This is a genomic window from Dehalococcoidia bacterium (assembly GCA_021295915.1).
In the GTDB taxonomy this organism is placed as follows: Bacteria; Chloroflexota; Dehalococcoidia; order Lucifugimonadales; family UBA1123; genus VXRN01.
This window is the reverse complement of sequence record JAGWBK010000049.1, coordinates 1-21,405: the sequence shown is the minus strand read 5'-3', so window position 1 is coordinate 21,405 and position 21,405 is coordinate 1. Positions and strand designations below refer to the sequence as shown.

General features: G+C 61.1%; 19 protein-coding genes and 1 pseudogene. 17 read left to right on the top strand and 3 right to left on the bottom strand.

The genetic code is table 11. The features are described 5' to 3' along the window. The first annotated feature begins 275 nt into the window (after window positions 1-275). The gene (locus J4G14_12940; GenBank protein MCE2458696.1) at window positions 276-713 is read left to right on the top strand and encodes a hypothetical protein; all 438 of its coding nucleotides are present in this window, start codon (window positions 276-278) and stop codon (window positions 711-713) included. Then, window positions 710-1,183: a helix-turn-helix transcriptional regulator gene (locus J4G14_12935; protein MCE2458695.1), complete on the top strand. Its 474-nt coding sequence runs from the start codon at window positions 710-712 to the stop codon at window positions 1,181-1,183. Before J4G14_12940 ends, J4G14_12935 begins: the two co-directional genes overlap by 4 nt. A gap of 187 nt (window positions 1,184-1,370) precedes the next feature. Here J4G14_12935 and J4G14_12930 read toward each other — a convergent pair whose 3' ends face one another. Next, entirely contained in the window at window positions 1,371-2,351 is a 981-nt protein-coding gene (locus J4G14_12930; GenBank protein MCE2458694.1) for a hypothetical protein, read from the bottom strand. Between the two features lie 84 nt (window positions 2,352-2,435). After that, window positions 2,436-4,412 (bottom strand): excinuclease ABC subunit UvrB, encoded by a 1,977-nt coding sequence (gene uvrB / locus J4G14_12925; GenBank protein MCE2458693.1) that lies wholly within the window; start codon window positions 4,410-4,412, stop codon window positions 2,436-2,438. Between the two features lie 373 nt (window positions 4,413-4,785). On the opposite strand from uvrB, the gene J4G14_12920 reads away from it, so the two are divergent. The 7 genes from J4G14_12920 to J4G14_12890 all read left to right on the top strand — a co-directional run bounded on the left by J4G14_12920 (window position 4,786) and on the right by J4G14_12890 (window position 11,786). Continuing rightward, window positions 4,786-5,154 (top strand): hypothetical protein, encoded by a 369-nt coding sequence (locus tag J4G14_12920; protein ID MCE2458692.1) that lies wholly within the window; start codon window positions 4,786-4,788, stop codon window positions 5,152-5,154. Window positions 5,155-5,356: 202 nt separating this feature from the next. Beyond that, window positions 5,357-5,896: a hypothetical protein gene (locus tag J4G14_12915; protein ID MCE2458691.1), complete on the top strand. Its 540-nt coding sequence runs from the start codon at window positions 5,357-5,359 to the stop codon at window positions 5,894-5,896. A gap of 50 nt (window positions 5,897-5,946) precedes the next feature. Next, a complete protein-coding gene (locus J4G14_12910; GenBank protein ID MCE2458690.1) occupies window positions 5,947-6,960 on the top strand; it encodes a hypothetical protein in 1,014 nt (337 codons plus the stop codon). A 142-nt stretch (window positions 6,961-7,102) separates the two neighbouring features. After that, on the top strand, window positions 7,103-7,438 hold the full coding sequence (locus J4G14_12905; GenBank protein ID MCE2458689.1) for a hypothetical protein: 336 nt from the start codon (window positions 7,103-7,105) through the stop codon (window positions 7,436-7,438). A 3-nt stretch (window positions 7,439-7,441) separates the two neighbouring features. Next, a complete protein-coding gene (locus J4G14_12900; GenBank protein ID MCE2458688.1) occupies window positions 7,442-7,798 on the top strand; it encodes a peroxiredoxin family protein in 357 nt (118 codons plus the stop codon). Between the two features lie 77 nt (window positions 7,799-7,875). After that, window positions 7,876-10,065 (top strand): copper resistance protein CopC, encoded by a 2,190-nt coding sequence (locus J4G14_12895; protein MCE2458687.1) that lies wholly within the window; start codon window positions 7,876-7,878, stop codon window positions 10,063-10,065. Between the two features lie 209 nt (window positions 10,066-10,274). Then, a complete protein-coding gene (locus J4G14_12890; GenBank protein MCE2458686.1) occupies window positions 10,275-11,786 on the top strand; it encodes a hypothetical protein in 1,512 nt (503 codons plus the stop codon). 101 nt (window positions 11,787-11,887) lie between these two features. On the opposite strand, the gene J4G14_12885 is transcribed toward J4G14_12890, so the two are convergent. Further along, window positions 11,888-12,628: a hypothetical protein gene (locus J4G14_12885; GenBank protein ID MCE2458685.1), complete on the bottom strand. Its 741-nt coding sequence runs from the start codon at window positions 12,626-12,628 to the stop codon at window positions 11,888-11,890. A gap of 232 nt (window positions 12,629-12,860) precedes the next feature. On the opposite strand from J4G14_12885, the gene purF reads away from it, so the two are divergent. The 8 genes and pseudogenes from purF (at window position 12,861) to J4G14_12845 (ending at window position 19,920) form a co-directional block, all read left to right on the top strand. After that, window positions 12,861-14,480 (top strand): amidophosphoribosyltransferase, encoded by a 1,620-nt coding sequence (purF, locus tag J4G14_12880; protein ID MCE2458684.1) that lies wholly within the window; start codon window positions 12,861-12,863, stop codon window positions 14,478-14,480. Between the two features lie 13 nt (window positions 14,481-14,493). Then, on the top strand, window positions 14,494-15,117 hold the full coding sequence (locus J4G14_12875) for a phosphoribosylglycinamide formyltransferase (protein ID MCE2458683.1): 624 nt from the start codon (window positions 14,494-14,496) through the stop codon (window positions 15,115-15,117). A 125-nt stretch (window positions 15,118-15,242) separates the two neighbouring features. Then, window positions 15,243-16,256, top strand: coding sequence for a phosphoribosylformylglycinamidine cyclo-ligase (locus J4G14_12870; protein ID MCE2458682.1), 1,014 nt, complete (start codon window positions 15,243-15,245; stop codon window positions 16,254-16,256). Between the two features lie 47 nt (window positions 16,257-16,303). Beyond that, a complete protein-coding gene (locus tag J4G14_12865) occupies window positions 16,304-16,645 on the top strand; it encodes a hypothetical protein (protein MCE2458681.1) in 342 nt (113 codons plus the stop codon). Then, window positions 16,639-16,995, top strand: a complete 357-nt coding sequence (locus tag J4G14_12860) for a hypothetical protein (GenBank protein MCE2458680.1) — start codon at window positions 16,639-16,641, stop codon at window positions 16,993-16,995. The genes J4G14_12865 and J4G14_12860 overlap by 7 nt, the downstream gene beginning before the upstream one ends. Beyond that, complete coding sequence (purH, locus tag J4G14_12855; protein MCE2458679.1) at window positions 16,992-18,530, top strand: bifunctional phosphoribosylaminoimidazolecarboxamide formyltransferase/IMP cyclohydrolase; 1,539 nt, start codon at window positions 16,992-16,994, stop codon at window positions 18,528-18,530. The genes J4G14_12860 and purH overlap by 4 nt, the downstream gene beginning before the upstream one ends. Before the next feature lie 73 nt (window positions 18,531-18,603). After that, window positions 18,604-19,381, top strand: a pseudogene (locus tag J4G14_12850) (glycosyltransferase). Window positions 19,382-19,386: 5 nt separating this feature from the next. Continuing rightward, entirely contained in the window at window positions 19,387-19,920 is a 534-nt protein-coding gene (locus tag J4G14_12845) for a rhomboid family intramembrane serine protease (protein ID MCE2458678.1), read from the top strand. Window positions 19,921-21,405: the final 1,485 nt, after the last annotated feature.

Here is a 21,405-nt window from a genome sequence, read left to right as displayed (position 1 = left end):
CGAGCCTGTGTCAATTTGGTAGGCACACCCTGGGAGCGCGGGCGTCTCGCCCGCATTCGTTCGTCCTGAGCCTGTCGAAGGACGGTTGCCCATTGAGCCTCCTACAGAATTGATACAGCATCGGCAGCTAGAACATCCCTGCAGGGGCGGTTCGCGAACCGTCCCCACGACGTGTACCGCGAACCGCATCGTCCCGTCGTATGTTCCTGGCGGATATGGACTGGTGACGATGCCTTACAGTTGACACCCATACGCCACAATATTATTGTTGTGTTATGTTGCCGGAATTCAATGCGAATGGGCTACTTCCACCGGGAGTGCATGTGGCTGAATGGGAGGAGTTGGTCAGAAGGTTCGGGTACAACCCTTGGAGGGTACGCCTCCTGATCGGCCTTGGAACTGCGTTGGACAATCTGAAGCTCGCCGGCTGTCGGGCAGCCTACATTGATGGAAGCTTTGTGACGTCCAAGGAATACCCGAACGACTTCGATGGCTGTTGGGATGAGGTCGACGTCGACCCACTTGCCTTAGATCCGGTGCTCCTTGATTTTGGCAACGATCGAGTCGGACAGAAGGCGAAGTACTATGGTGAACTGTTGCCAGCATCCGTGGTAGAGGCTGCCTCAGGGCTGTCTTTCCTGGAGTTCTTTCAGACCACGGCCAGTGGTGAGCCCAAGGGGATCGTCGCGATAGATTTGGAGGGGTGGGAATGATCAGAAACGAACGCCAGTACCGGTTCACCAAGACGCAAGTGAGACGGTTTGAAGAAACACTCACTGAGCTGAAGAGTCGCGATTCTGAGAATACTGACGTGCATCCGCTCATCGCCAAGGCTCAGGTGGATGCCGCCAGTAGCCAGCTGGCGGACCTGAGGGAACAACTTCGGGAGTACGAGTCGCTGAAGTCGGGGAAGTTTGACTTCAGTGAACTGATGGTTGTGACCAACCTGCCGGCAATGCTCATCAAGGCACGCATCGCGCGGGGCATGACGCAGCGGGACTTGGCCGAGCGGATCGGCCTGAAGGAGCAGCAGATACAGCGATACGAGGCGACCGACTATGCCTCTGCCAGCTTGGGACGAATATATGATGTTGTCGGCGGACTGATGTTAGAGGACATCCCGTCGCCGACAAGAAAACTAAAAGGCGACAAACTATCCGATCAGGTTAGAATCGGAGGTTAGAGCCTGTCTCAGAAGGAGGTCCTTGATTCCTCCTCTCCCTTGATGGGCTGACAGGGGTAGGTATTCGCAGATCGTTATTCCGGCGAAGGCCGGAATCCAGGAGCCGGGGGTGTCCTTCGACAAGCTCAGGACGAACGAACTGTCGGTTTACCTACCCCTGTAAGCCCGTCAGGGGAGAAGGGATTGTTTAGACACCCTCGAAGCGATTGCTCAGCATTAGCTCTTCGGCGCGGTCTTTGGTGCCGGCTACTGTGGCGTAGATCAGGCTGCCCTTGTTCCTGAGGACCAAGTGGCCGTCTTCGAGCTCCAGGTAGCGGGCGTTGGTGTTCTCGAGGTCTATGGTCTCCATGCCGATCTTGCCGGCGATGGAGCGCACCAGGAAAGCGACCGCGACCCCGGCGTACCCGGCGCCGCCCACCAGCACGACCCCGGTATCCAGGGTGTCCAGCATCTCGACGTCGATCTCTCCGGGAATGCTCTCCGGCAGGTCGCTGTATATGCCGAACGCGACGTTGTCCACCCGCACGATGCCGAAGGCGGTGTCCAACCCGGTCACGTGAATGCCGGCGACGTCGGCTATCTCCTGGATGATGTTCCCGCCGGTCGAGATGAATCCCGCGGCGATGGGAGGCTCTTCTTCGGATACGGGCAGGTGGGTCAGCATGTTCCACACCTGCTGATTTCGCTCCTTGAGCGACACCAGCTCCGCCGACCCGTACTGGCTGGAGAGGTCGGTCGTCCACTCAGCGTCTCCGCGGATGATCTGGACCGTGGTGGTGGCCACCTGTGAGGTGGTGGGAGGGTCTTCGATCGGCTTCTGCGCGAGCAGGTTGCCGGCTAGCGCGGCGTCGGTGGTGGTGGCGAACCCGAGGATGCCCCCGAACTCTTCGAGCGACGTCGCGACCATCGAGACGCTGGTGATGGAGACCTGGTCCTCGCCGCCGAGTGTGAGCACCTCCTCCTGGTCTGAGGCCAGGAAACGGTCGCGCTCGACGACGACAGGCGCATCAGGGTTGAAGTACAGGTACACCTCGTAATCCACGTCGGGGACGAGGTCGTCCTCGATACCGGGGGGCAGAGTTCCGCCCCCTTCATCTACCTCGGATGAGCACGCCACTCCGAGCAGGATGAAGGACAGGATCGCAAGAGCTGTTGCGTATGTGCGCAAAGTCCCCTCCGCGACGTGTCCCGCCGGCGGCTATTTACATGAAATACGAATTCCAGCGCCCATCGGACGCCTCTTTGTGGAGAGTCATTGGACCATCACCTTTCTCAGGTCGGTGATCTGGTCTCTAAGCAGAGCGGCCTTCTCGAACTCCAGCGACTTGGCCGCCGTCTTCATCTGTGATTCCAGGTCTTTGATCAATCTCAGGATGTCGTCTCTCGGCATGTCCGACGAGTCCACCGCGTAGGGCGCCTCAGTCTCAGCGATGGCCCTCACGCGCTCCGTTATGTCGTGAATGGTCTTCTGGATGCTCTGAGGCGTGATGCCGTGCTCTCGGTTGTAGACCTGCTGGATCTCTCGCCTGCGTTCGGTCTCGTCTATGGCGCGCTTCATCGAATCGGTAACACGGTCTGCGTACATTATGACATGGCCGTCAACGTGGCGGGCCGCGCGGCCGATGGTCTGCACCAGCGAGGTCGTGGACCTCAGGTAGCCCTCTTTGTCGGCGTCCAGAATGGCCACGAGGCTGACCTCGGGCAGGTCCAGTCCCTCCCTGAGCAGGTTGATCCCGACGATGACGTCGTACACGCCCAGCCGCAGGTCGCGCAGTATCTCGCTGCGCTCGAGGGTGTCGATCTCGGAGTGCAGGTAGTGTGTTCGAACGCCCATCTCGCGGAGGTAGTCGGCGAGCTCCTCGGACATGCGCTTCGTCAGTGTCGTGACGATGCAGCGCTCACCTCTGTCGACCCTGACCTTGATCTGGTACAGCAGGTCGTCTATTTGCCCTTCGGTGGGCTTGACGTCGATGACAGGGTCGGTCAGACCGGTGGGCCGGATCACCTGCTCCACCATCTGCTGGGAGTGCTCGAACTCGTACGGGCCCGGCGTCGCGGTCACGTAAACGGCCTGGTTGACGAACTGTTCGAACTCGCCGAAGTTGAGCGGCCTGTTGTCGAGCGCAGACGGCAACCGGAAGCCGTACTCGACCAGCACCTCCTTGCGCGAGCGGTCGCCGTTGTACATACCCCTGATCTGGGGGAGCGTCATGTGCGACTCGTCGATGAACAGCAGGTAGTCCTCGGGGAAGTAGTCCATAAGCGTGTAGGGCGTGCTTCCGGGCTCGCGCGCCGCCAGGTGGCGGGAGTAGTTCTCGACGCCCGCGCAGTAGCCCGTCTCGCGCATCATCTCGACGTCGTAGCGGGTGCGCTGCTCCAGTCTCTGCGCTTCCAGCAGCTTGCCCTGTCGGTTGAGGAACTTGAGCTGGTCGGCCAGCTCCTCCTCGATGTTCCTGATGGCGTCCTGCAGCTTCTCCTGCGAGGTGACGAAGTGCTTGGCCGGGTAGATGTCGATGTCGTTGCGCTCGGAGAGCACCTCGCCGGTGAGCGGGTCGAGCTCGACTATGCGCTCGACCTCATCGCCCCAGAACTCGATGCGCACGCCGATCGTCTCGTAGGCGGGCAGTATCTCGAGCGTGTCCCCGCGTATGCGGAACCGTCCGCGGGCGAGGTCGAAGTCGTTGCGCTCGTACTGCATGTCGATGAGCTGCCTGGAGAGGCGGCCGGGGCTGCGTATCTCGCCCCGCTGCACGTGCGCCATGAAGCCCTGGTATTCCTCCGGGGAGCCGAGTCCGAAGATGCAGGAGACCGACGCGACAATCAGCACGTCCCTGCGGGTCAGCAGTGCGCGGGTGGCCGCGTGTCGGAGCTTGTCGAGCTCCTCGTTGATGTCGGCGTCCTTCTCTATGTAGAGATCGGTGCGCGGGAGGTAGGCTTCAGGCTGGTAGTAGTCGTAGTAGCTGACGAAGTACTCGACCGCGTTGTCCGGGAAGAACTCCTTGAACTCGGTGGCGAGCTGTGCGGCGAGCGTCTTGTTGTGTGCGATAACCAGCGTCGGACGCTGCACCCGCTCGATGACGTTCGCCATCGTGAAAGTCTTGCCGCTGCCCGTGACACCCATAAGCGACTGGTGGACCATGCCCTTGTCGAGGCCGTCGATGATCTGATCGACGGCCCGAGGCTGGTCGCCAGTCGGCTGGAAGTCAGAGACTATCTGGAACTGGGGCAAGCTGCGCTCCCGGAGCTCTTTTAATGTGTCTATATATTGTACCGAATATTGTACCTGCGATTTAGAATCAGTCCAGCGGTGTTGGGGCGATGTTGTCTGACCCCGTATCGAAGTACGGGGTGACGTTACTGTGATTTGTGTGATTAAGTGATTCTCGTGATAGGTGCGTTGAGGCTTGCAGCCCATTTCCAAGGATGTCGTGTGCATCCCGCAATTGAGCAGGACGGTCAAGTGGGGCTGGGAAATCAGGGACATCCCATAAACAGATAAATCATAGTTCAGACAGTTGAGCGAAGGCCGCCAAGTGGTACGCGGAGCTCTCATGGAGAGGGTGCCTGCTGGCAGGTGCTATACTTTTCTTGGAATGAACCAAGTGCTTGTCAGAGTGTGGCCTGTTGGGCTTGCCGCCTTGGTGGTGGTGCTGCCTTTTATGGGGCCGGCCATAGATCATCACTTTGCTGAGCGGCAGCCGTACCACGCGCACTTCTGGGCCGATGAGGGCCACGACCACGATTACGCGAGCCATCACCTTCACGGCGGCGATCAGACCGCTGAAGGGGGAATCGCGCTTTACAGCTTCGAGGTCGTCTCGGCGGGGCCGTCCATGGCGATGCTTGCCGACGCTGAGCTCGAGAGCCGGCTGACTCCTGACCCCGACACGGTGCTGACACTGCGAGCGCCCGAGTTCGCGGTGCTCAGGTCGGCGTCTGTATCCCCCCTCGAAAGACCACCTCGTGCCTAGGCTGCGGTCATTGTCTCTCTGACTAGAGGGTGTTTTCTGAGTCCTTTTTCCCTTGGCGGGAGAGGGGGCTTAGAGGAGTAGGCATTCATACCTTTCACCCTCACCTCAATCTTCTCCCTGAGGGAGAGGAGGCTCATGGGAGCTACTTCAGGGACTTTCTCTTTGGACTGACGCTGGATGGCGTCACGCGTTGGGTGTCTCGGTGAAATACGCGCTTACATTCGTAATCTTCCTCGCAGTCGTGGCCGTCGGACTGGCGGCAGCGGACTGGATCAGCGCGCACGGGAGTGGGTTTCAGCTCACCAAGCAGGCCCAAGCGGGACCGTACGACCTGCTGCTTGGGACGATACCCGACCCTCCGATAGTGGGCGAGGCGATCCTGATTCTCCAGGTGGCAGACCCCGACACGGGAGCCCGCGTGCCTAACATGGTCGTCAGTGCAGTCCCGATAAGCTCAGCGGGCCAGGGCGCTCCGCTGATGTTCGGGCCTGACTCGTACGACCCGACGCTGTACGAGGCGCGCGCGTTCCTGGAGAACGAGGGGCCGTGGGAGGTCACGATCACCGTATCCGGCGAGGACGGCAGCGGCTCCGCGCTGTTCACCTACGACGTGAAGCGCGCCAGCCCGATTGCCGGTCTGATCACGCTGGCTACACTGCTGGCGTTCGTGACCATCCTCGGACTTGCCATGAGGGCCTTCCTGAAACAGAGAGCCAGTGGTCGAAGTGGTAGACGACGGTAGAAGTGAATAGTGAGTGGAATTCACTATTCGCCATTCTTTGGAGGTTGGTCTTGACCAGATCACTGATAGCAATCTTGATAGTGGCGGCGCTGGCTGTGATGGCCGCGACCGCTGCGTTTGCGCATGACGATGAAGAGTTGGGAGGCAACAAGATCGTTGTTGGGTTCCTGAATGAACCCGCGTACGAGGGCGAGATGAACGCGGTGAGCATCCGCGTGACAAGAGGAGGTTCAGGAGGGCAGGAAGAGTCCGACAGTATGGCCGGCATGGACATGAGCGCCGACCCGTCGCACGACGGAGATGTCGTGGCGTCTGAAGTACCGATCGACGTTAGCCTCATGACGGACGTCGAGGACGACGGCGGGGTGAACCTTCACATCATGACCGACGGCTGGACGTGGTCGACCGGCGGCGCCGACTACGTTGCCGGTGAGGGACACGCGCACATCTACGTGGACGGAGAGCTGCTCAGGATGGTGTACGAGCCCGTCAACCACCTGACCGGACTCGCACCAGGAGAGCGGCACATCAAAGTGACGCTCAGCGCAAACAATCACGCCGACCTGACCTACAATGGCGAGCCTATCGAGGCGACGACGATGGTGGACGTTCCCGGAGAGGGCGGCATGGCGATGCAGATGGACCACGGCGACGCCTCGTCCGCCGGTGTCGAGGGACTGCAGAACACGCTCCTGGTGGAGGTGACGCACGTGCCGTCCAGCGTCTCGAAGACTATGAACCTGAGGCCTGTTTCCAACGATCCCGGTCACTACGTGGCCGATCTCATCCCGACCTCGCCCGGTCACTACCGGTTCCGCTTCTTTGGCACAATAGAGGGCGAGCAGGTCGACCTGGCCTTCAACTCCATGGCCGGAGGAGGCGACTTCGACGATGTGCAGCCGGCGACCGCGATACAGTTCCCCGAGGCGGTCGTGTCAGCACGCGAGCTGGAGTCCGCGATGTCGGGAGCATGCAGGCGACTGTCGGAGGCTTGGAGACAGAGTCTGACGAGACCCACGACGTGGACGAAGACCGCAACAGCGCCGCTGCCACGATGGCGATAATCGGCGTCGTACTGGGGGCGGGTGGCATTGCCTTAGGAGCCGTGTCCCTGGTACTGGTCATACGCAGCAGAAAGTCGTAGTTGGGAGATTTGATGTTAGCTCCACTCCAAGATTGCCAACCCCTACCGAGAGGGTGCGTTCTATGATCCTCACCCTCACCTCAATCCTCTCCCATCAAGGGAGAGGAGGCATAAAGTCCCATGTAGGACTGTGCCTGATTGCGGTCCTGGCTGTCGCCTTGGCGGTGGCCTGTGGATCGGAGCCCGCGCCTGAGCCTGCTCCGGCTCCGACTGCCACGGCTATTGCTCTCGTGGCTCCGACGGCAACTCCCGCTGCTCCTTCGGCTGAGAGCTCCCCTGATCGCTCGATGGCGCCCAACTTCAGCCTGCCTTCAGCGGGAGGCAACGACGTGTCGCTGTCGGGTCTGCTCGAGGACCACAGGTCCGTCGTCCTGGTGTTCTACCGGGGGTACTTCTGAGGGATATGTCGCAGCCAGCTCGGCGAGCTGGCAGAAGCCTACCCCGAGTTCGAGAAGCGCGACGCGGCGCTGGTGGCGATAAGCACGGACAACGTCCTCGACGCGATGAACATGGCCAGCTTCATCGGAGCGGACCCCGGGTCAGGGTATGGGACAGGTTTCCACATCCTCGCGGACGGCGACAACAGCGTGGCGCGTGAATATGGCGTCTTCGATCTGCACGGCGATGGCGTAGCGGCGCCGGCGACGTTCATCCTGGACAAGACCGGGGAGATCGTCGCCTACCACGTGGGCCGGGACATAACCGACCGCCCGACGACCTCGGGGATCCTCCTGCAGCTTGACCAGATGGCGCCGTGAGTCGAGCAGGTGGGCCTGGTAGGGGCAGGTTTCAAACCTGCCCCTACGTCTATGCGCCGGTCTGGGTCGTCCTGGCCTTGGTCGTTCTGCTCACGCAGGTTCCGGCGACCGTCGAGGCCCACGCCAACTACGTGGAGTCAGACCCGGCGGCCAACTCGGTAGTCGACGAGTCTCCGGAGCGGGTGACGATCCGGTTCACCGAGCCGCTGGAACCCGCGCTCAGCGAGATTGAGGTGTACGACTCCCAGGGCGGCCTCGTTGACGGGGGCGACAGCGCGGTAGACCCGTCCGACCCGCTCGTGATGTCGGTGTCGGTCGAAGAGCTCGCCGACGGTACGTACACGGTGGCATGGAAGAACGTGTCCACCGTCGACGGCCATCGCGTCAGGGGAGCGTTCGTGTTCTCGGTAGGGACGGGCTTCATACCTGCTCCTACGGACGTAGTTGCAGTGGAGGTCGACCAGCCGCTGTTCCAGTCCCCGGCTGACCCTGTCATCCGGTGGCTTGTGCTGCTGGGAGTGCTGACGATAGTGGGAGCCGTGACGTTCCACCTCCTGGTCTCCCGCCCGGTGATTGGCGGTCATGACGCCGTCATTCTCATCCCGAGCCTGACCGGTTCGCTGTCCCGGGTTGTGGTGATTGCGGCAGGAGTTCTGCTGGCCGCATCCGTGGTCCAGCTTATCGTGCAGGCGTCGGTGGTGTTCGAGTCCTCGCTGGTAGGGGCGCTTGGCGGCCCTGTGTGGGATCTGCTCATGGACACCGAGTGGGGACGGCTTTGGCTGTGGCGGGTCGCTCTTGGAGCGGCGTCCTCGGTCGCGGTGATCGCTGGTTGGCGCAGGGGAGACAACCCGGCGCTCCTGACACTGGGAGCCGTGCTGGGCGCAGCCTCGCTGCTGACGATCAGCCTGACCAGCCACGCGGCCGCGACGGTCAACGTCCGCACCCAGGCGATTCTCAACGACTTCATTCACCTCGTGGTAGTTGCCGTGTGGGTCGGGGGCCTGATCGCATTGATCGCTGGCGTCCGCGTCATCATGAAGACCTGCGACGGAGTTGAACGGCGAGAAATTCTATCTGCGCTGGTGCGCAGGTTCTCGCTGGTTGCCGGGATTAGCGTCGTCGTGATCATCCTGACTGGCCTCTACAGCGCGTGGGCGCAGGTGGTCACCGTGCCTGCCCTCCAGGTCCCGTACGGCAGGGTTCTGGGCATCAAGGTGGCTGTCGTCGTGGGCCTTCTGCTGGTCGCGGCCGCGAACCTGGTATGGGTGAGACCACGGCTCCGCGCCGGCGGCACCGCGAGTACCTGGCTGAAGCGGCTGGTTGCAGCCGAGGTAGTCCTGGCGGTGATTGTGCTGCTTGCGGTCGGCTTCCTGACCTCGCTGGAGCCGGCGCGACAGGTCGCCTCGCGCGAGGGCATCGGAGTCGAGAGCGAACTCGCCTTCCAGGAGGTGTCCGAGGGCGCCCGGATGGCGCTGGAGATTGATCCCGGCCTGGTCGGCCCGAACACCGTCCACATCTCCCTGACAGACCTGTCCGGGAGTCCGATCACCAACGCGACGGACGTTAGGGTGCGCCTGTCGTACCTCGACGCCGACTTTGGCGAGATTCCCTACTCCGCCACGGAAGTAGGCGCAGGCGAGTTCGCGCTCGAAGACCAGCTCATCAGTATCGCCGGAGCGTGGCAGGTCGAGCTTGTCGTCCAGCGTCCCGACGCCTTCGACGCCCGCGCCGCGTTCAGGTTCGAGGTGACCGGAGGAAGCGGAGGAAGCCTGGCGATAGCACCGGAGGCGGACACGGGCAGGGCGCTGCTGGGCATCGAGTTCGTGGTGCTGGGGTTCCTGTTCATGGGGATCAGCATCCCCATCGGAGGCTGGTACTCGCGGCAAGGTGCAGGTGCGATGGTAGTCGGCGCGGTCGCCGTGATCGCGGGCGGAGCGCTGCTGTTCGGCACGCTCGGCGCAGGCGAGGGGCTGCCTGAGCGAAACCCGATTGCTCCTACACAGGAGTCCGTCACGCTCGGCATGGGACTGTACGTGGAGAACTGCCAGCTATGTCACGGCGTAGGAGGCCTGGGCGACGGCCGCGGTGGCGTGGGTCTGAATCCTCCACCGGCAGACCTGACGGTCCACGTCCCGCTGCACCCCGACCGCGCATTGTTCGAGTTCATCCGGGACGGCGTCCCCGGTACTGCCATGGCGCCGCTGGGTGATAAGCTTTCCGAGGACGAAATATGGCACGTGATCAACTACATCCAGACACTGGAGTAGGGGCGTTCGATAAGCCCCCTCTCCCTTGACGGGCTGACAGGGGTAGGTATTCGCAAATCGTCATTCCGGCGGAGGCCGGAATCCAGGGGATAGTAGGAGTGTCCTTCGACAAGCTCAGGACGAACGAATTATCGGTCTGCCTACCCCTGTAAGCCCTTGACGGGAGAGGGCTGGGGAGAGGGTGACCAGCTTAAAACTGGACATATAGAATGGCGCTCAAACTCTTCACAGCCGCTACTGTCAGCACACTTGCGCTGACCGTGTCCCCCGTAGCAGCACACGCCTTCGGGCAGCGCTACGACCTGCCGATACCGCTCAACTACTTCCTGGTCGGTGCTGTGGCGACGGTCTTCCTGTCGTTCGTGCTGATCGGGCTGTTCGTTCAGCGTCATCCAGAGAGATTCAGCTACCCACGGCTTGACCTGCTTAAAGTCACCGTCGTCGGAGCAGTACTCTCGAACTCGATAGCCGGCACGATCATCCGGGCCGTCTCGGTGCTGATCTTCCTGCTGCTGCTGTTCGTGGGCTTCTTCGGCACCGACCGCGCGGTCGAGAACCTGTCACCGACCTTCATCTGGATCATCTGGTGGGTCGGCATGGGGTACGTCGTCGCGCTGGTCGGCAACGTGTGGGTGTTCATCAACCCGTGGAAGATCACCTTCGAGTGGTACCGAAAGCTCAGGGGCCACTCCGGCGAGCCTGAAGACCCTCCCTTCACCTATCCCGAGGGACTGAGTGTCTGGCCCGCGCTGCTGCTGTTCTTCCTGTTCGCGTGGGCCGAGAACGTCTACACCGGCGCGTTCAGGCCGTTCACGCTGTCTGTGCTGGTGCTGCTGTACTCCATCATCATGTGGGTCGGGATGGCGGCCTTCGGAAAGCACATCTGGCTCAGAAACGGCGAGGCGTTCACCGTGCTGTTCGGGTTCTTCTCGCGCTTCTCCCCGACGGAGCTGAGAGTGACGAACCGCGACGTGTGCGGCGACTGCGGCTCCGAGTGCCGGCATGAGCCGGAGTGCGTTGATTGCTACGACTGCTACGAGTACGCCGCGCCCTCGGACAGGCAGCTCAACCTGCGTCCATTCGCCGTGGGACTGGCGTTGCAGGAGCGAGTGTCCGTGGCGACCGCCGCGTTTGTCGTGCTCGCACTGGCCACGGTGAGCTTCGACGGCTTCCAGGACACCGAGACGTGGGTGAACATCCGCACCGACATGCTGACGTTCGCGAGCTCGGACGTGGTCGACACGGTCGCTCTCGTCCTCGCGCCCGCGCTGTTTGTCGTGGTGTACCTGGCGTTCGCGTGGGGGATCAAGACGCTGTCACGCGAGGAGTCCGGGGTGATCGAAGTCGCGAGCGCGTACGTGTTCTCACTCGTGCCGATAGCGCTCGCGTACAACCTCGCACACTTCATAACGCTGCTGCTGATCCAGGGACAGCTGATAATCCCGCTGGCATCTGACCCGTTCGGGTCCGGGTGGAACATACTCGGCACGGCGGACTACAGGCTCAACCTGGAGATCATCAGCGCCAGGACCGTGTGGTTCATCAGCCTGATCGCCATCGTGCTGGGCCACGTGATCTCAGTGTATCTAGCGCACGTGATCTCCCTGCGCCGCACGTCGAACTCGTCAGACGCGCTCCGGGGTCAGGTCCCCATGCTGGCGCTGATGATCATCTACACCGCCACCAGCCTCTGGATAATCGCCCAGCCAATAGTGGGGTAGGGCTGATTCGGGGAGCGCGGGTGTCTCGCCCGTCTTTGTCGAAGTCACCGGCTGAACTCATGCAGCAACGTCAGCCAAGCTCGCGGTTGTCGCCAGCTTGCCTAATTCCTTGCTCTTACCAGGTGGACTTCCTGCTGGACAGCCTCACTCTCGATAGCAGGTTCGACGTTCATGTAGTAGATCACGGCGTGTACCTCGACGTTGTCGAACACTTTGCCGAGTGTTTTGGCTGTCTGACTCACTTTAGCGATGTCCGCTCGGGAGATGCTGTATGACGCCTCAATAGCGGTGTAGACAGGGCTGGATGACCCCGTTCGGCGCCCGCTGACTATCATGTCGGTGGCTAGAATCCGATCATACTCTTCTTCAGTCAGGACTCCGTCTGCCAGCCCTTTGAGAATCACGTTGTTGAATTCGGCCGAGTTGTCGTCCATTTCAGCAACTCTTACCCTGCGACCGCTGTGCACCCTCAGCAGTGTCGCTATCAGGGAGGCCCCGCGATTGTAGAGCTTCGTCTCCAGACTGACGCCTTTCAACTCCCCTATGTCGGTAGTGTGGATCTGTTGACCCTGTTCGAGCCTCTTCTGTCCCTCTTTGAGGTCGCTTACGTCGCCGCGGATCTCAACGATGTCGCTCCGGATCTCAACAATATCGCCGCGGATTTCAGCAATGTCGCTGCGGATCTCAGTAGTATCGCTGCGAGTCTCAGACTCGAACGCACTGAACCTCACCGGAAGCGCTAGCAACTCCTCGGTCAGGATGGCCTTGCTGGCTGCCTCCCGGAACTCCTGATTCTCACGAAGCAGAGTCAGCAGTTCGTCGGATGTGTTGATCGTCGTCATGCATGACGCTCCATCTGTTACTCCTGATTATAGCCTCTTGCCCACCTTGTTAAGTCAAATATCTCAAAGTGGTCGAAAAGGGTCTGTGACTTGGCTCGCTGAGTCGGGCCATAGTACGTCTTTTCATCAGAGAGTAACCTGCGTCTAAGGGGAAGATGGACGAGAATCATGCCCACCCTGCGTTGACCGTCCGTTAATGTCGCGCTTATAATCCCCGTGCGGTCTTCGGGCTATGCAGCGTTTAGCGGACGCGGCTCGAAGCAACGTCACCCCGTACGACGATACGGGGGAAGGCAATGGCAGCGGATCGAGGGAGTGTTGTCCCATCAGTCCTGATAGCCTGCACCCTGGACCTGGTCCGGGAGAAGCGCTGCGAACAGAGCATCTTACGGCTGCGTCCCAGCCGCTCTTTGACGCAGACACCGCACGTGAAGCCTGCGGTGTGGTGGGAGTTTACCATCCCGGCCAGGATGTAGCCCGTGTTGCTTTCTTCGGCATATACGCGCTGCAGCACCGTGGACAGGAGAGCGCCGGCATAGCGTCGGCAGACGGCCACAGCGTCCACAACCGCACCTCGATGGGCCTCATCGGCCAGAGCTTTGCCGAAGACGACCTCGTCGATCTTCCCGGGCACATATCCATCGCCCACACGCGCTACTCCACGACCGGCTCCAATCGGATCGTCAACGCGCAGCCTGTCTTGGCTCGCGGGCCGGACCTGGAACTTGCGCTGGGTCACAACGGCAACGTCATCAACGCCATGGAGCTGCGCGAGGACCTGGAGGAGCAGGGGTTCCGCTTCGACGGCACCAGCGACACCGAGATCATCGCCAACCTGCTCGCCAACGCGCCCGCCCAGGACTGGGAGGGCCGCATCTCGTACTTGATGCGAAGGCTGAAAGGCGCATACTCGCTGACCGTGCTGACAAAGAACGAACTGATCGGCATCCGCGATCCCCTGGGAGTCAGGCCGCTGTGCCTCGGACGACTCGGCCAGGGCTGGGTGCTCGCGTCTGAGTCATGTGCTCTCGACCACGTCGGCGCCGACTACATCCGGGACATCGAGCCGGGTGAGGCCGTGTTGATCGACGAGTCGGGTCTAAGGACGGTCAAGAGCCCCGGCTCTGACGGCGGACGCGCAAGCTGCATCTTCGAGAACATCTACTTCTCCAGGCCGGACAGCGTCCTCGACGGCAGACTGGTCTACAGCGACCGGATGCGGATGGGCGCGGAGCTGGCCAGAGAGTACCCGGTCGACGCCGACATGGTTATCGGCGTACCCGACTCGGCCACCGCCGCCGCGGTGGGCTACGCGCAGGAGTCTGGCATTCCCTACGGCGAGGGCCTGGTCAAGAACCGCTACGTCGGACGGACCTTCATCGAGCCGACCCAGTACTTCCGCGACCTTGGAGTAAGGCGCAAGCTCAATCCTCTGCCTGAGATCATTCGCGGCAAGCGCCTGGTCGTCGTGGACGACAGCATCGTTCGCGGCACCACGACTCCGCACGTGGTCAAGCTGCTGCGAAGGGGAGGCGCGACGGAGATACACCTGCGGATAACCGCGCCGCCGATCGTGTCCACCTGCCACTTCGGCGTAGACATGGCCACCAAGAAGGAGCTGATCGCCGCCAATATGTCGGTCGAGGAGATCCAACTGCTGGTGGGCGCCGACTCCCTGGGATACCTGAGCGTCGAGGGGCTGTCGCGGGCCGTCGAAGATGAGGGAAGCAGCTACTGCATGGGTTGCTTCACGAGCCAGTATCCGATCCCCGTCCAACTGGAGATGGACAAGCTGGTGATGGAGGCCCAGGAGGTCGTCCCCGCCAGGTCGCGCCAGGGCGGGGCGGACTGACCCGCCTGTACCCGTGAGCAAGCTCGCGCTTGGTGTGCTGGCCTCACACGGAGGCACCAACCTTCAGGCAATCATCGACTCGTGCCTCAGCGGCGCTATCGATGCCGAGGTGCGCGTGGTGATCTCGAACAACTCCCGGTCGCTGGCCCTCGAACGGGCGCGAAGGGCGGACATACCCACGGCTCACCTCAGCGGCAGCACTCATCCGGACCCCGACAGCCTGGACGAGGCGATTGCCGACACCCTTCAACGACACGGTGTAGAAGTGGTAGCCCTCGCCGGGTACATGAAGATGCTCGGCCCGCGCACTCTTGGCACGTACCGCAACCGCATACTTAACGTGCATCCCGCGCTGCTTCCGAAGTTCGGAGGGCAGGGGATGTACGGGGAGCGCGTGCATCAGGCTGTTCTGGCGTCGGGCGACAGTGTGTCAGGAGTCACCGTGCATCTCGTGGACGAGGAGTACGATCGTGGCCCAGTCGTCGCGCAGACGGAGGTCCCGGTGCTTCCCGGCGACACGCCTGACACTCTGGCTGCTCGTGTACTGGAGCAGGAGCACATTCTCTATCCTGAGACGATCCAGCGAATCTCCACCGGAGAGATAGACCTCAACGCGCTGGCAAAAACCAAAGTGTAGGGGAGGGTTTCAAACCCTCCCCTACCAGCTTTAAGCTGGACATATATAAGTAGTGAGGCTGGGTACTTCTCCATGACTGAACAGACCAGCTTTAAGCTGGACATATAAAGGACGCGATCCCTCACATGGCAGAGCAGACTTATAGAAAGGCCGGAGTAGATCTTGAGGCGTCGCAGGATGTGAAGTGCCGCATCGGCTCCGTGGTGAGACGCACTCATGGGCCGGAGGTGCTGGCGGGAGTCGGAGCGTTCGGAGCGATGTACGCGTTCTCCGGCTATACAGACCCCGTACTAGTCACGAGCACGGACCCGGTCGGCACCAAGCTGAAGCTGGCGGTGATGACCGGTCGGTTCGAGGGAATCGGTGAAGACCTGGTCAACGCGTGCATCAACGACGTGATCGTCTGTGGCGCGAAGCCGGTCCTGTTCCTGGACTACATCAACATGAGCAAGCTCCGGCCTGACGTGGTGCTGACGCTGGTCGAGGGTATGGCGAGGGCGTGCGAGGAGGTCGGCTGCGCGCTGATAGGCGGCGAGACCGCGGAGATGCCTGGCGTCTTCGCCGGGGACAACTTCGACGTGTCCGGATTCGTGCTCGGAGTGGTCGAGCGCTCCGACATGATCGACACGTCGCAGATCAGTGTCAGGGACGTGCTGATAGGCGTGCCGTCCAACGGTCTGCACACGAACGGATACTCGCTCGTCAGGCACGTGTATGGACTGGACTCCGACCCGGCGCCGCTATCCGAGTACCGGGATGAGCTGGGAGAAACGCTCAGAGATGCGCTGCTCAGGCCGCATCCACCGTACTTCAGCCAGCTCGAGCCCGTGTTCGGGATGGTCAACGGCATCGCACACATCACTGGCGGAGGGCTGATCGAGAACGTCCCGAGAATGCTACCCGATGGCGTGTCGGCGAGCTTCGACACGTCCTCGTGGCCGGTCCCTCCCATATTCCTCCAGATACAGGAAGACGGCGGCATCTCCCGCGACGAGATGTACCGCGTGTTCAACATGGGTCTGGGCATGGTGTTGGCCTGCGACCGCAGCCGGGTAGCCGACGTTCTGGACCAGGTCCCCGACGCGCTGGAGGTGGGTGAGATCACTCCCGACACCGGCGAAGGGCGTGTTATTCTTTAGCATCACGTGTTCGCTTCGCAGGACGATTCATCGAAAGGCGGATGACAATGCAAACTAGGGAGAAGCCTCCTATCGTCGTCGCTCCAGAAGTCGAGCCGCTAATGAAGGGGCATTTGCTAGAGCTTCGCGATGTCCTTGTGGACCAATCCAAAAGGTCGGCAATAAGATTTGGTCTCACCTTAGATCAGATCTTGATACGAAAGTTCTACGATCCGTGCGAGGAAGGCGATGACAGATTGATCTTTGAACTGTGCGTCTCTGGCGACGAATCGAAGATCGACGAGTTTTGGGACTCTGTTGTCAACAACACAGATGAACACGGAACTAAGATGTCAAAGAAGGCCCGAGTGGCGTTCGATGAAGTTGTATCGGTGTTTGTCCATTGGTGACGACAGAGTCGTTTAACCCCGAGGAGTTCCGTCGCATCGCCACTTCGCTCGTTCTGGGCGATTCATCTGAAGCGAGCTTTAGAACCGCAATCAACAGACTCTACTATGCTGTGTTTCTGGCGACTCGGGAGGCACTTGGCATATCCGGCAGCAGGACGATTCACGGAAGGGTATATGGTGAGTTGCGCAGGTACGATAGGCTTGCGGGAGAACGTTTGCAACGCTTGTTTGAGCTACGTCTCTTGGCGGACTATGTCTTGGATGTGGCTGACCCCCTGAGAAACGACTGGCAGCGCAATTACCAGATGGCCCGCAGACTTGCGAACTTCGTACTCGAAAGGCTCCGATGAAAGCTCTACTAAGCGTTTATAACAAGACCGGACTGACTGACCTCGCGCGGGCGCTCAGTGACTCCGGCTGCGACCTCGTCAGCACCGGGGGCACCGCGGCGACGATCGCCGATGCCGGTCTGCCCGTGATGCAGGTCGCCGACCTTACCGGCTCGCCGGAGATACTCGACGGCAGGGTCAAGACACTCCACCCGACGGTCCACGGCGGCATCCTTGCCCGCCGTGATCTGGCGTCGCATAAGGCCGAGCTAGACTCGCACGGCATCGGGACGATCGACGCGGTCGTCGGCAACCTGTACCCGTTTGTCGAGACCGTTAGCGCTGACAACGTCACGCTGCAGGACGCGCTGGAAAACATCGACATCGGCGGCCCCACGATGATCCGAGCAGCCGCCAAGAACTTCCCGTCGGTGCTAGTACTGGTCGACCCTGCCGACTATGGGTGGGTGTCCGAGCGCATCGCCGGACACGGCCTGTCAGAGGGCGCGTTCAGCATGGATGAGCGTCGCGAACTCGCGCGCAAGGCGTTCCAGCATATGGCTCTGTATGACACAGCCGTCGCCAGGTACCTGACCGGCGAGATCGAGGGCACATCCTGGCCTGAGTTGACGTTCGGGTACGATCGCGTCGCCGACTTGCGCTACGGGGAGAACCCGCACCAGAATGCGACTCTCTACGCCGCTTCTCTATCGTCCGGTGGAATTGTGAGGGCGGAGAAGCTCCACGGCATCGACATGTCCTACACGAATTACCTGGACGCCGACGCCGCGTGGCGAGTGGTGTCAGACTTCGCTGAGCCTGCGGTCGCCGTTATCAAGCACACGAACCCCTGCGGACTTGCCGTCCACTCCGACCAGCCGACCGCGTACCAGCGCGCGTTCGAGGGCGACTCGGTCTCGGCGTACGGCGGCATCGTGGGCTTCAACCGGCCCGTCACCAGGGAGACAGCCGACGCGATGCGAGGCGTGCTGTACGACCAGATCGTCGCGCCCGACTACGAAGAGGACGCGCTCAAGGTGCTCAGGCGTCGTCGCCGGACCCGGATACTCCGAATCGACCCTGAGAAGGGCCACGCCACGCACCTTGACGTGAGACTGGTCACCGGCGGGGCTCTGGTACAGGCGGCAGACGACTTAGACGAGGACCCCTCCGCATGGCAGGTCGTCACCGAGCTGAGTCCGACCGACGATCAGCTTCGTGATCTCGCCTTCGCGTGGAGGGCGGCGAAGCACATCAAGTCCAACACCATCGTGCTCGCGAAAGACGCCACGCTGGTGGGCATGGGCGCCGGTCAGCCGAACCGCGTAACGAGTGTCCACCTCGCGCTGCGTATCGCGGGCGACAAGGCCAAGGGGTCCGTTCTGGCCTCGGACGCCTTCTTCCCGTTCCCGGACAACATCGAGATGGCCGCTGAAGGCGGCGTGACCGCGATAGCTCAACCCGGCGGATCCATCCGCGACGACGAGTGCATCGAGGCCGCGAACCGGCTGGGAATCGCGATGGTCACGACTGGCACGCGCCACTTCAGGCACTAGCAGGGCTCGCCCTGCACCCGTAAAAGAGGCAGGTAGCAGTCTCCCGTACACTACTCACTGACCAGTAATTACAATGACAAGAACTACCCTTGATGTCGTAATCCCCGGGCTGAACGAAGAGAGGATCCTGGCGGACACCGTCGCTACCCTCTCTGAGTTCATGACCTCGAACATGGCCGACTACGACTGGCGTGTCGTCATCGCCGACAACGGCTCCACCGACGCCACGCAGGAGACCGGACTCAGGCTCGCCGAGCATTCGGACAGGGTGCAGTACCTGCGCCTGGAACAGCGTGGAAGGGGCCGCGCGCTCAAGCACGCCTGGACTCAGAGCAACGCCGACGTGATGGCCTACATGGACATGGACCTCGCGACCGATCTCGCCTCGCTTCCGACGATGGCGGCTGCCATCGCCCACGACGGCTACGACGTCGCGTTCGGCTCCCGGCTCAGGCGCGGCGCGGAGGTCATCGGACGCTCCCCCAAGCGCGAGTTCATCTCTCGCTGCTACAGCCTCATCTTCAGGAGCATGTTCCTGACCAGGTTCGTCGACGCGCAGTGCGGATTCAAGGCGGTGAGCCGTGCCACTCGTCCAGGACACCGGGTGGTTCTTCGATACCGAGCTCCTCATCCTGTGCGAGAAGAACGGCTACCGCGTGCGTGAGATACCGGTGCGCTGGGTGGACGACCCCGACAGCAGGGTGAAGATCGTCAGCACCGCCATAGAGGACATGAAGGGTCTGCTGAGACTGCGATTCGGCGGACTGCGGGAGTCGCGGGAAGTCCTGAGTCGTCACTCTCGCCAGGGCGCGCCTGCGGCCGGCGGAGACCGGGACCGGCAGAACGACTAGTCCCAATGCGCGCGTTCGTCTGGCTTCTCGGATTCGTCGCCCTGCTGTGGGTCATAGCCGTTGCCCAGTGGGCAGGGCTCGACCTCCGGCAGTTCGGAGTGACCCCCCGCGACACATCCAGCCTGCTGGGAATACTCCTCCACATATTCGTACACGATGGCTTCTGGCACCTGCTCTCCAACACCGGCCCCCTGCTTGCGCTGGGAGGCATCGTGGGAGTGCGAGGCTCGGGGACGCTGCTGGCAGTCTCGGTGTTCATCGCAGTGTTCGCGGGCGCGGGTGTCTGGCTGGTGGGCCGAGACGGAGTCCACATCGGTGCCAGTGGCCTCATATTCGGATACTTCGGCTACCTGGTGGCGCGCGGATTCGTCGAGCGGAGCCTCATGTCGCTCCTGATTACCGTGGCGGTGACTGTCTTCTACGGAAGCCTGATCTTCGGGCTGCTACCGGTCGACGGGTTCATCTCGTGGGAGGGCCACCTGTTCGGCCTGATCGGAGGCGTACTCCTGGCCTGGGTCAGCGGCCGAGACAGGAGCTGAGCTAGGGCATCTGACTTACTGATATCGACTCGTGGATCAGTTAACGGGTAGGGAGCAATCGCCCTCGCTTGGTCTCAGTCTGTTGTCGAACTCGCGGTTGCTGTTATCATGGAACTGACGCTGCACCTAGGAGAGTATTCTCGAGGACACTCACGCGTTGGCCAAACATACCTTTGCATCTCTTCAACGGCGGCTTGACTCCGCCGGATTCAAGAGGGATTTCGTTCGGCAAGCCATTCTACCCGATTGGTGGGATGAGGCAGTTGAGCAAGATCGCAGCCTTTTGCCCGACATTGAAATCAGGGTGGCAAGGTTTCTTGGTTTATCCCTGTCAGTTGTGCGGGACGCAGACGCACCGTTAAGATCGCCCCGCTATTCAGGGGCAATGCTGCGTCGTGTACGGGATATTGACGGAGACAGGTTGTCATCAGCTATACACGCCGCGATCAAGATTGCCGGCGCGGTGACGCGATGTATGGATGGAACCCATCCGGCGTCAGTTGAGGTCCCGCCTGATGCTCGGTCGTGGCGCGCAACCATTGACAGCGTCTCTGCCAATATCACGCTAGACGACATTCTTGGTGATCTTTGGCGGCGGGGTATTCCTGTAGTACCCCTTGAAGTACTTCCATCTCCGAACTTTCAAGGTCTTGCCTGTATAGTCGAGGGTCGGCCGGCGATCCTACTTGGACACAAACATGATCAGCCCGGCCGTGCCGCTTTCATAATTTCCCATGAAGTTGGGCACATCTCATCAGGTGACTGTAACTCAGAGCATCCGGTCGTAGTGGATGAAGAGGGTCTGATAGGTGACGACTCCGATATGGAGCAATTGGCAGATGAGTATGCGACTCACGTTCTAGTGGGAACAGAGACTATTCCAATTGTTAGTGCCACAGACTACCGAGAATTGGCCCAGAAGGCCGCCGATTTGGAAATTGAATGTGGAGCAGACGCAGGTGCAATTATCTACGCTTGGGCTGCTCGTACTCGTGACTACTCTCAGGCTTCAATGGCAGTGAGGGCACTTTATAGGGACTCGGGAGCGCGGCGACTACTCCGTGATCACTTCGACAATAACGTTGACCTTGAAGATGCGTCCGAAACGGATCGCACTTTAATGCGTTGTGTTTACGGAGGACAAGAGCGCGATGCAGCTTCTTATTGATACTGACGCGTTCTGTAAGCTGGCGATTGGCGGAGTAATCAACGATTCAGTAAGACTACTGGATGCAGATTTAGCTACGTGTGGGAGACTACCTGCCCTGCCGTATATGCTCCAACGGGGTCGACTGAGGGCAAGATACGGACCAGAATTATGTGATGCCCTAATTCCTCTCGTAGACACCATGCCCATCGTTGAAGTATCCAGTAGCTTGTACCTTGACCAGCTCGCGGCTATACCTGATACCGTTTCAGTCTGAGTATGCCGCATGACGGGAAGGTAGACCCTGGACCGCTTCCTCTATCCAGTCCCATCCGGGC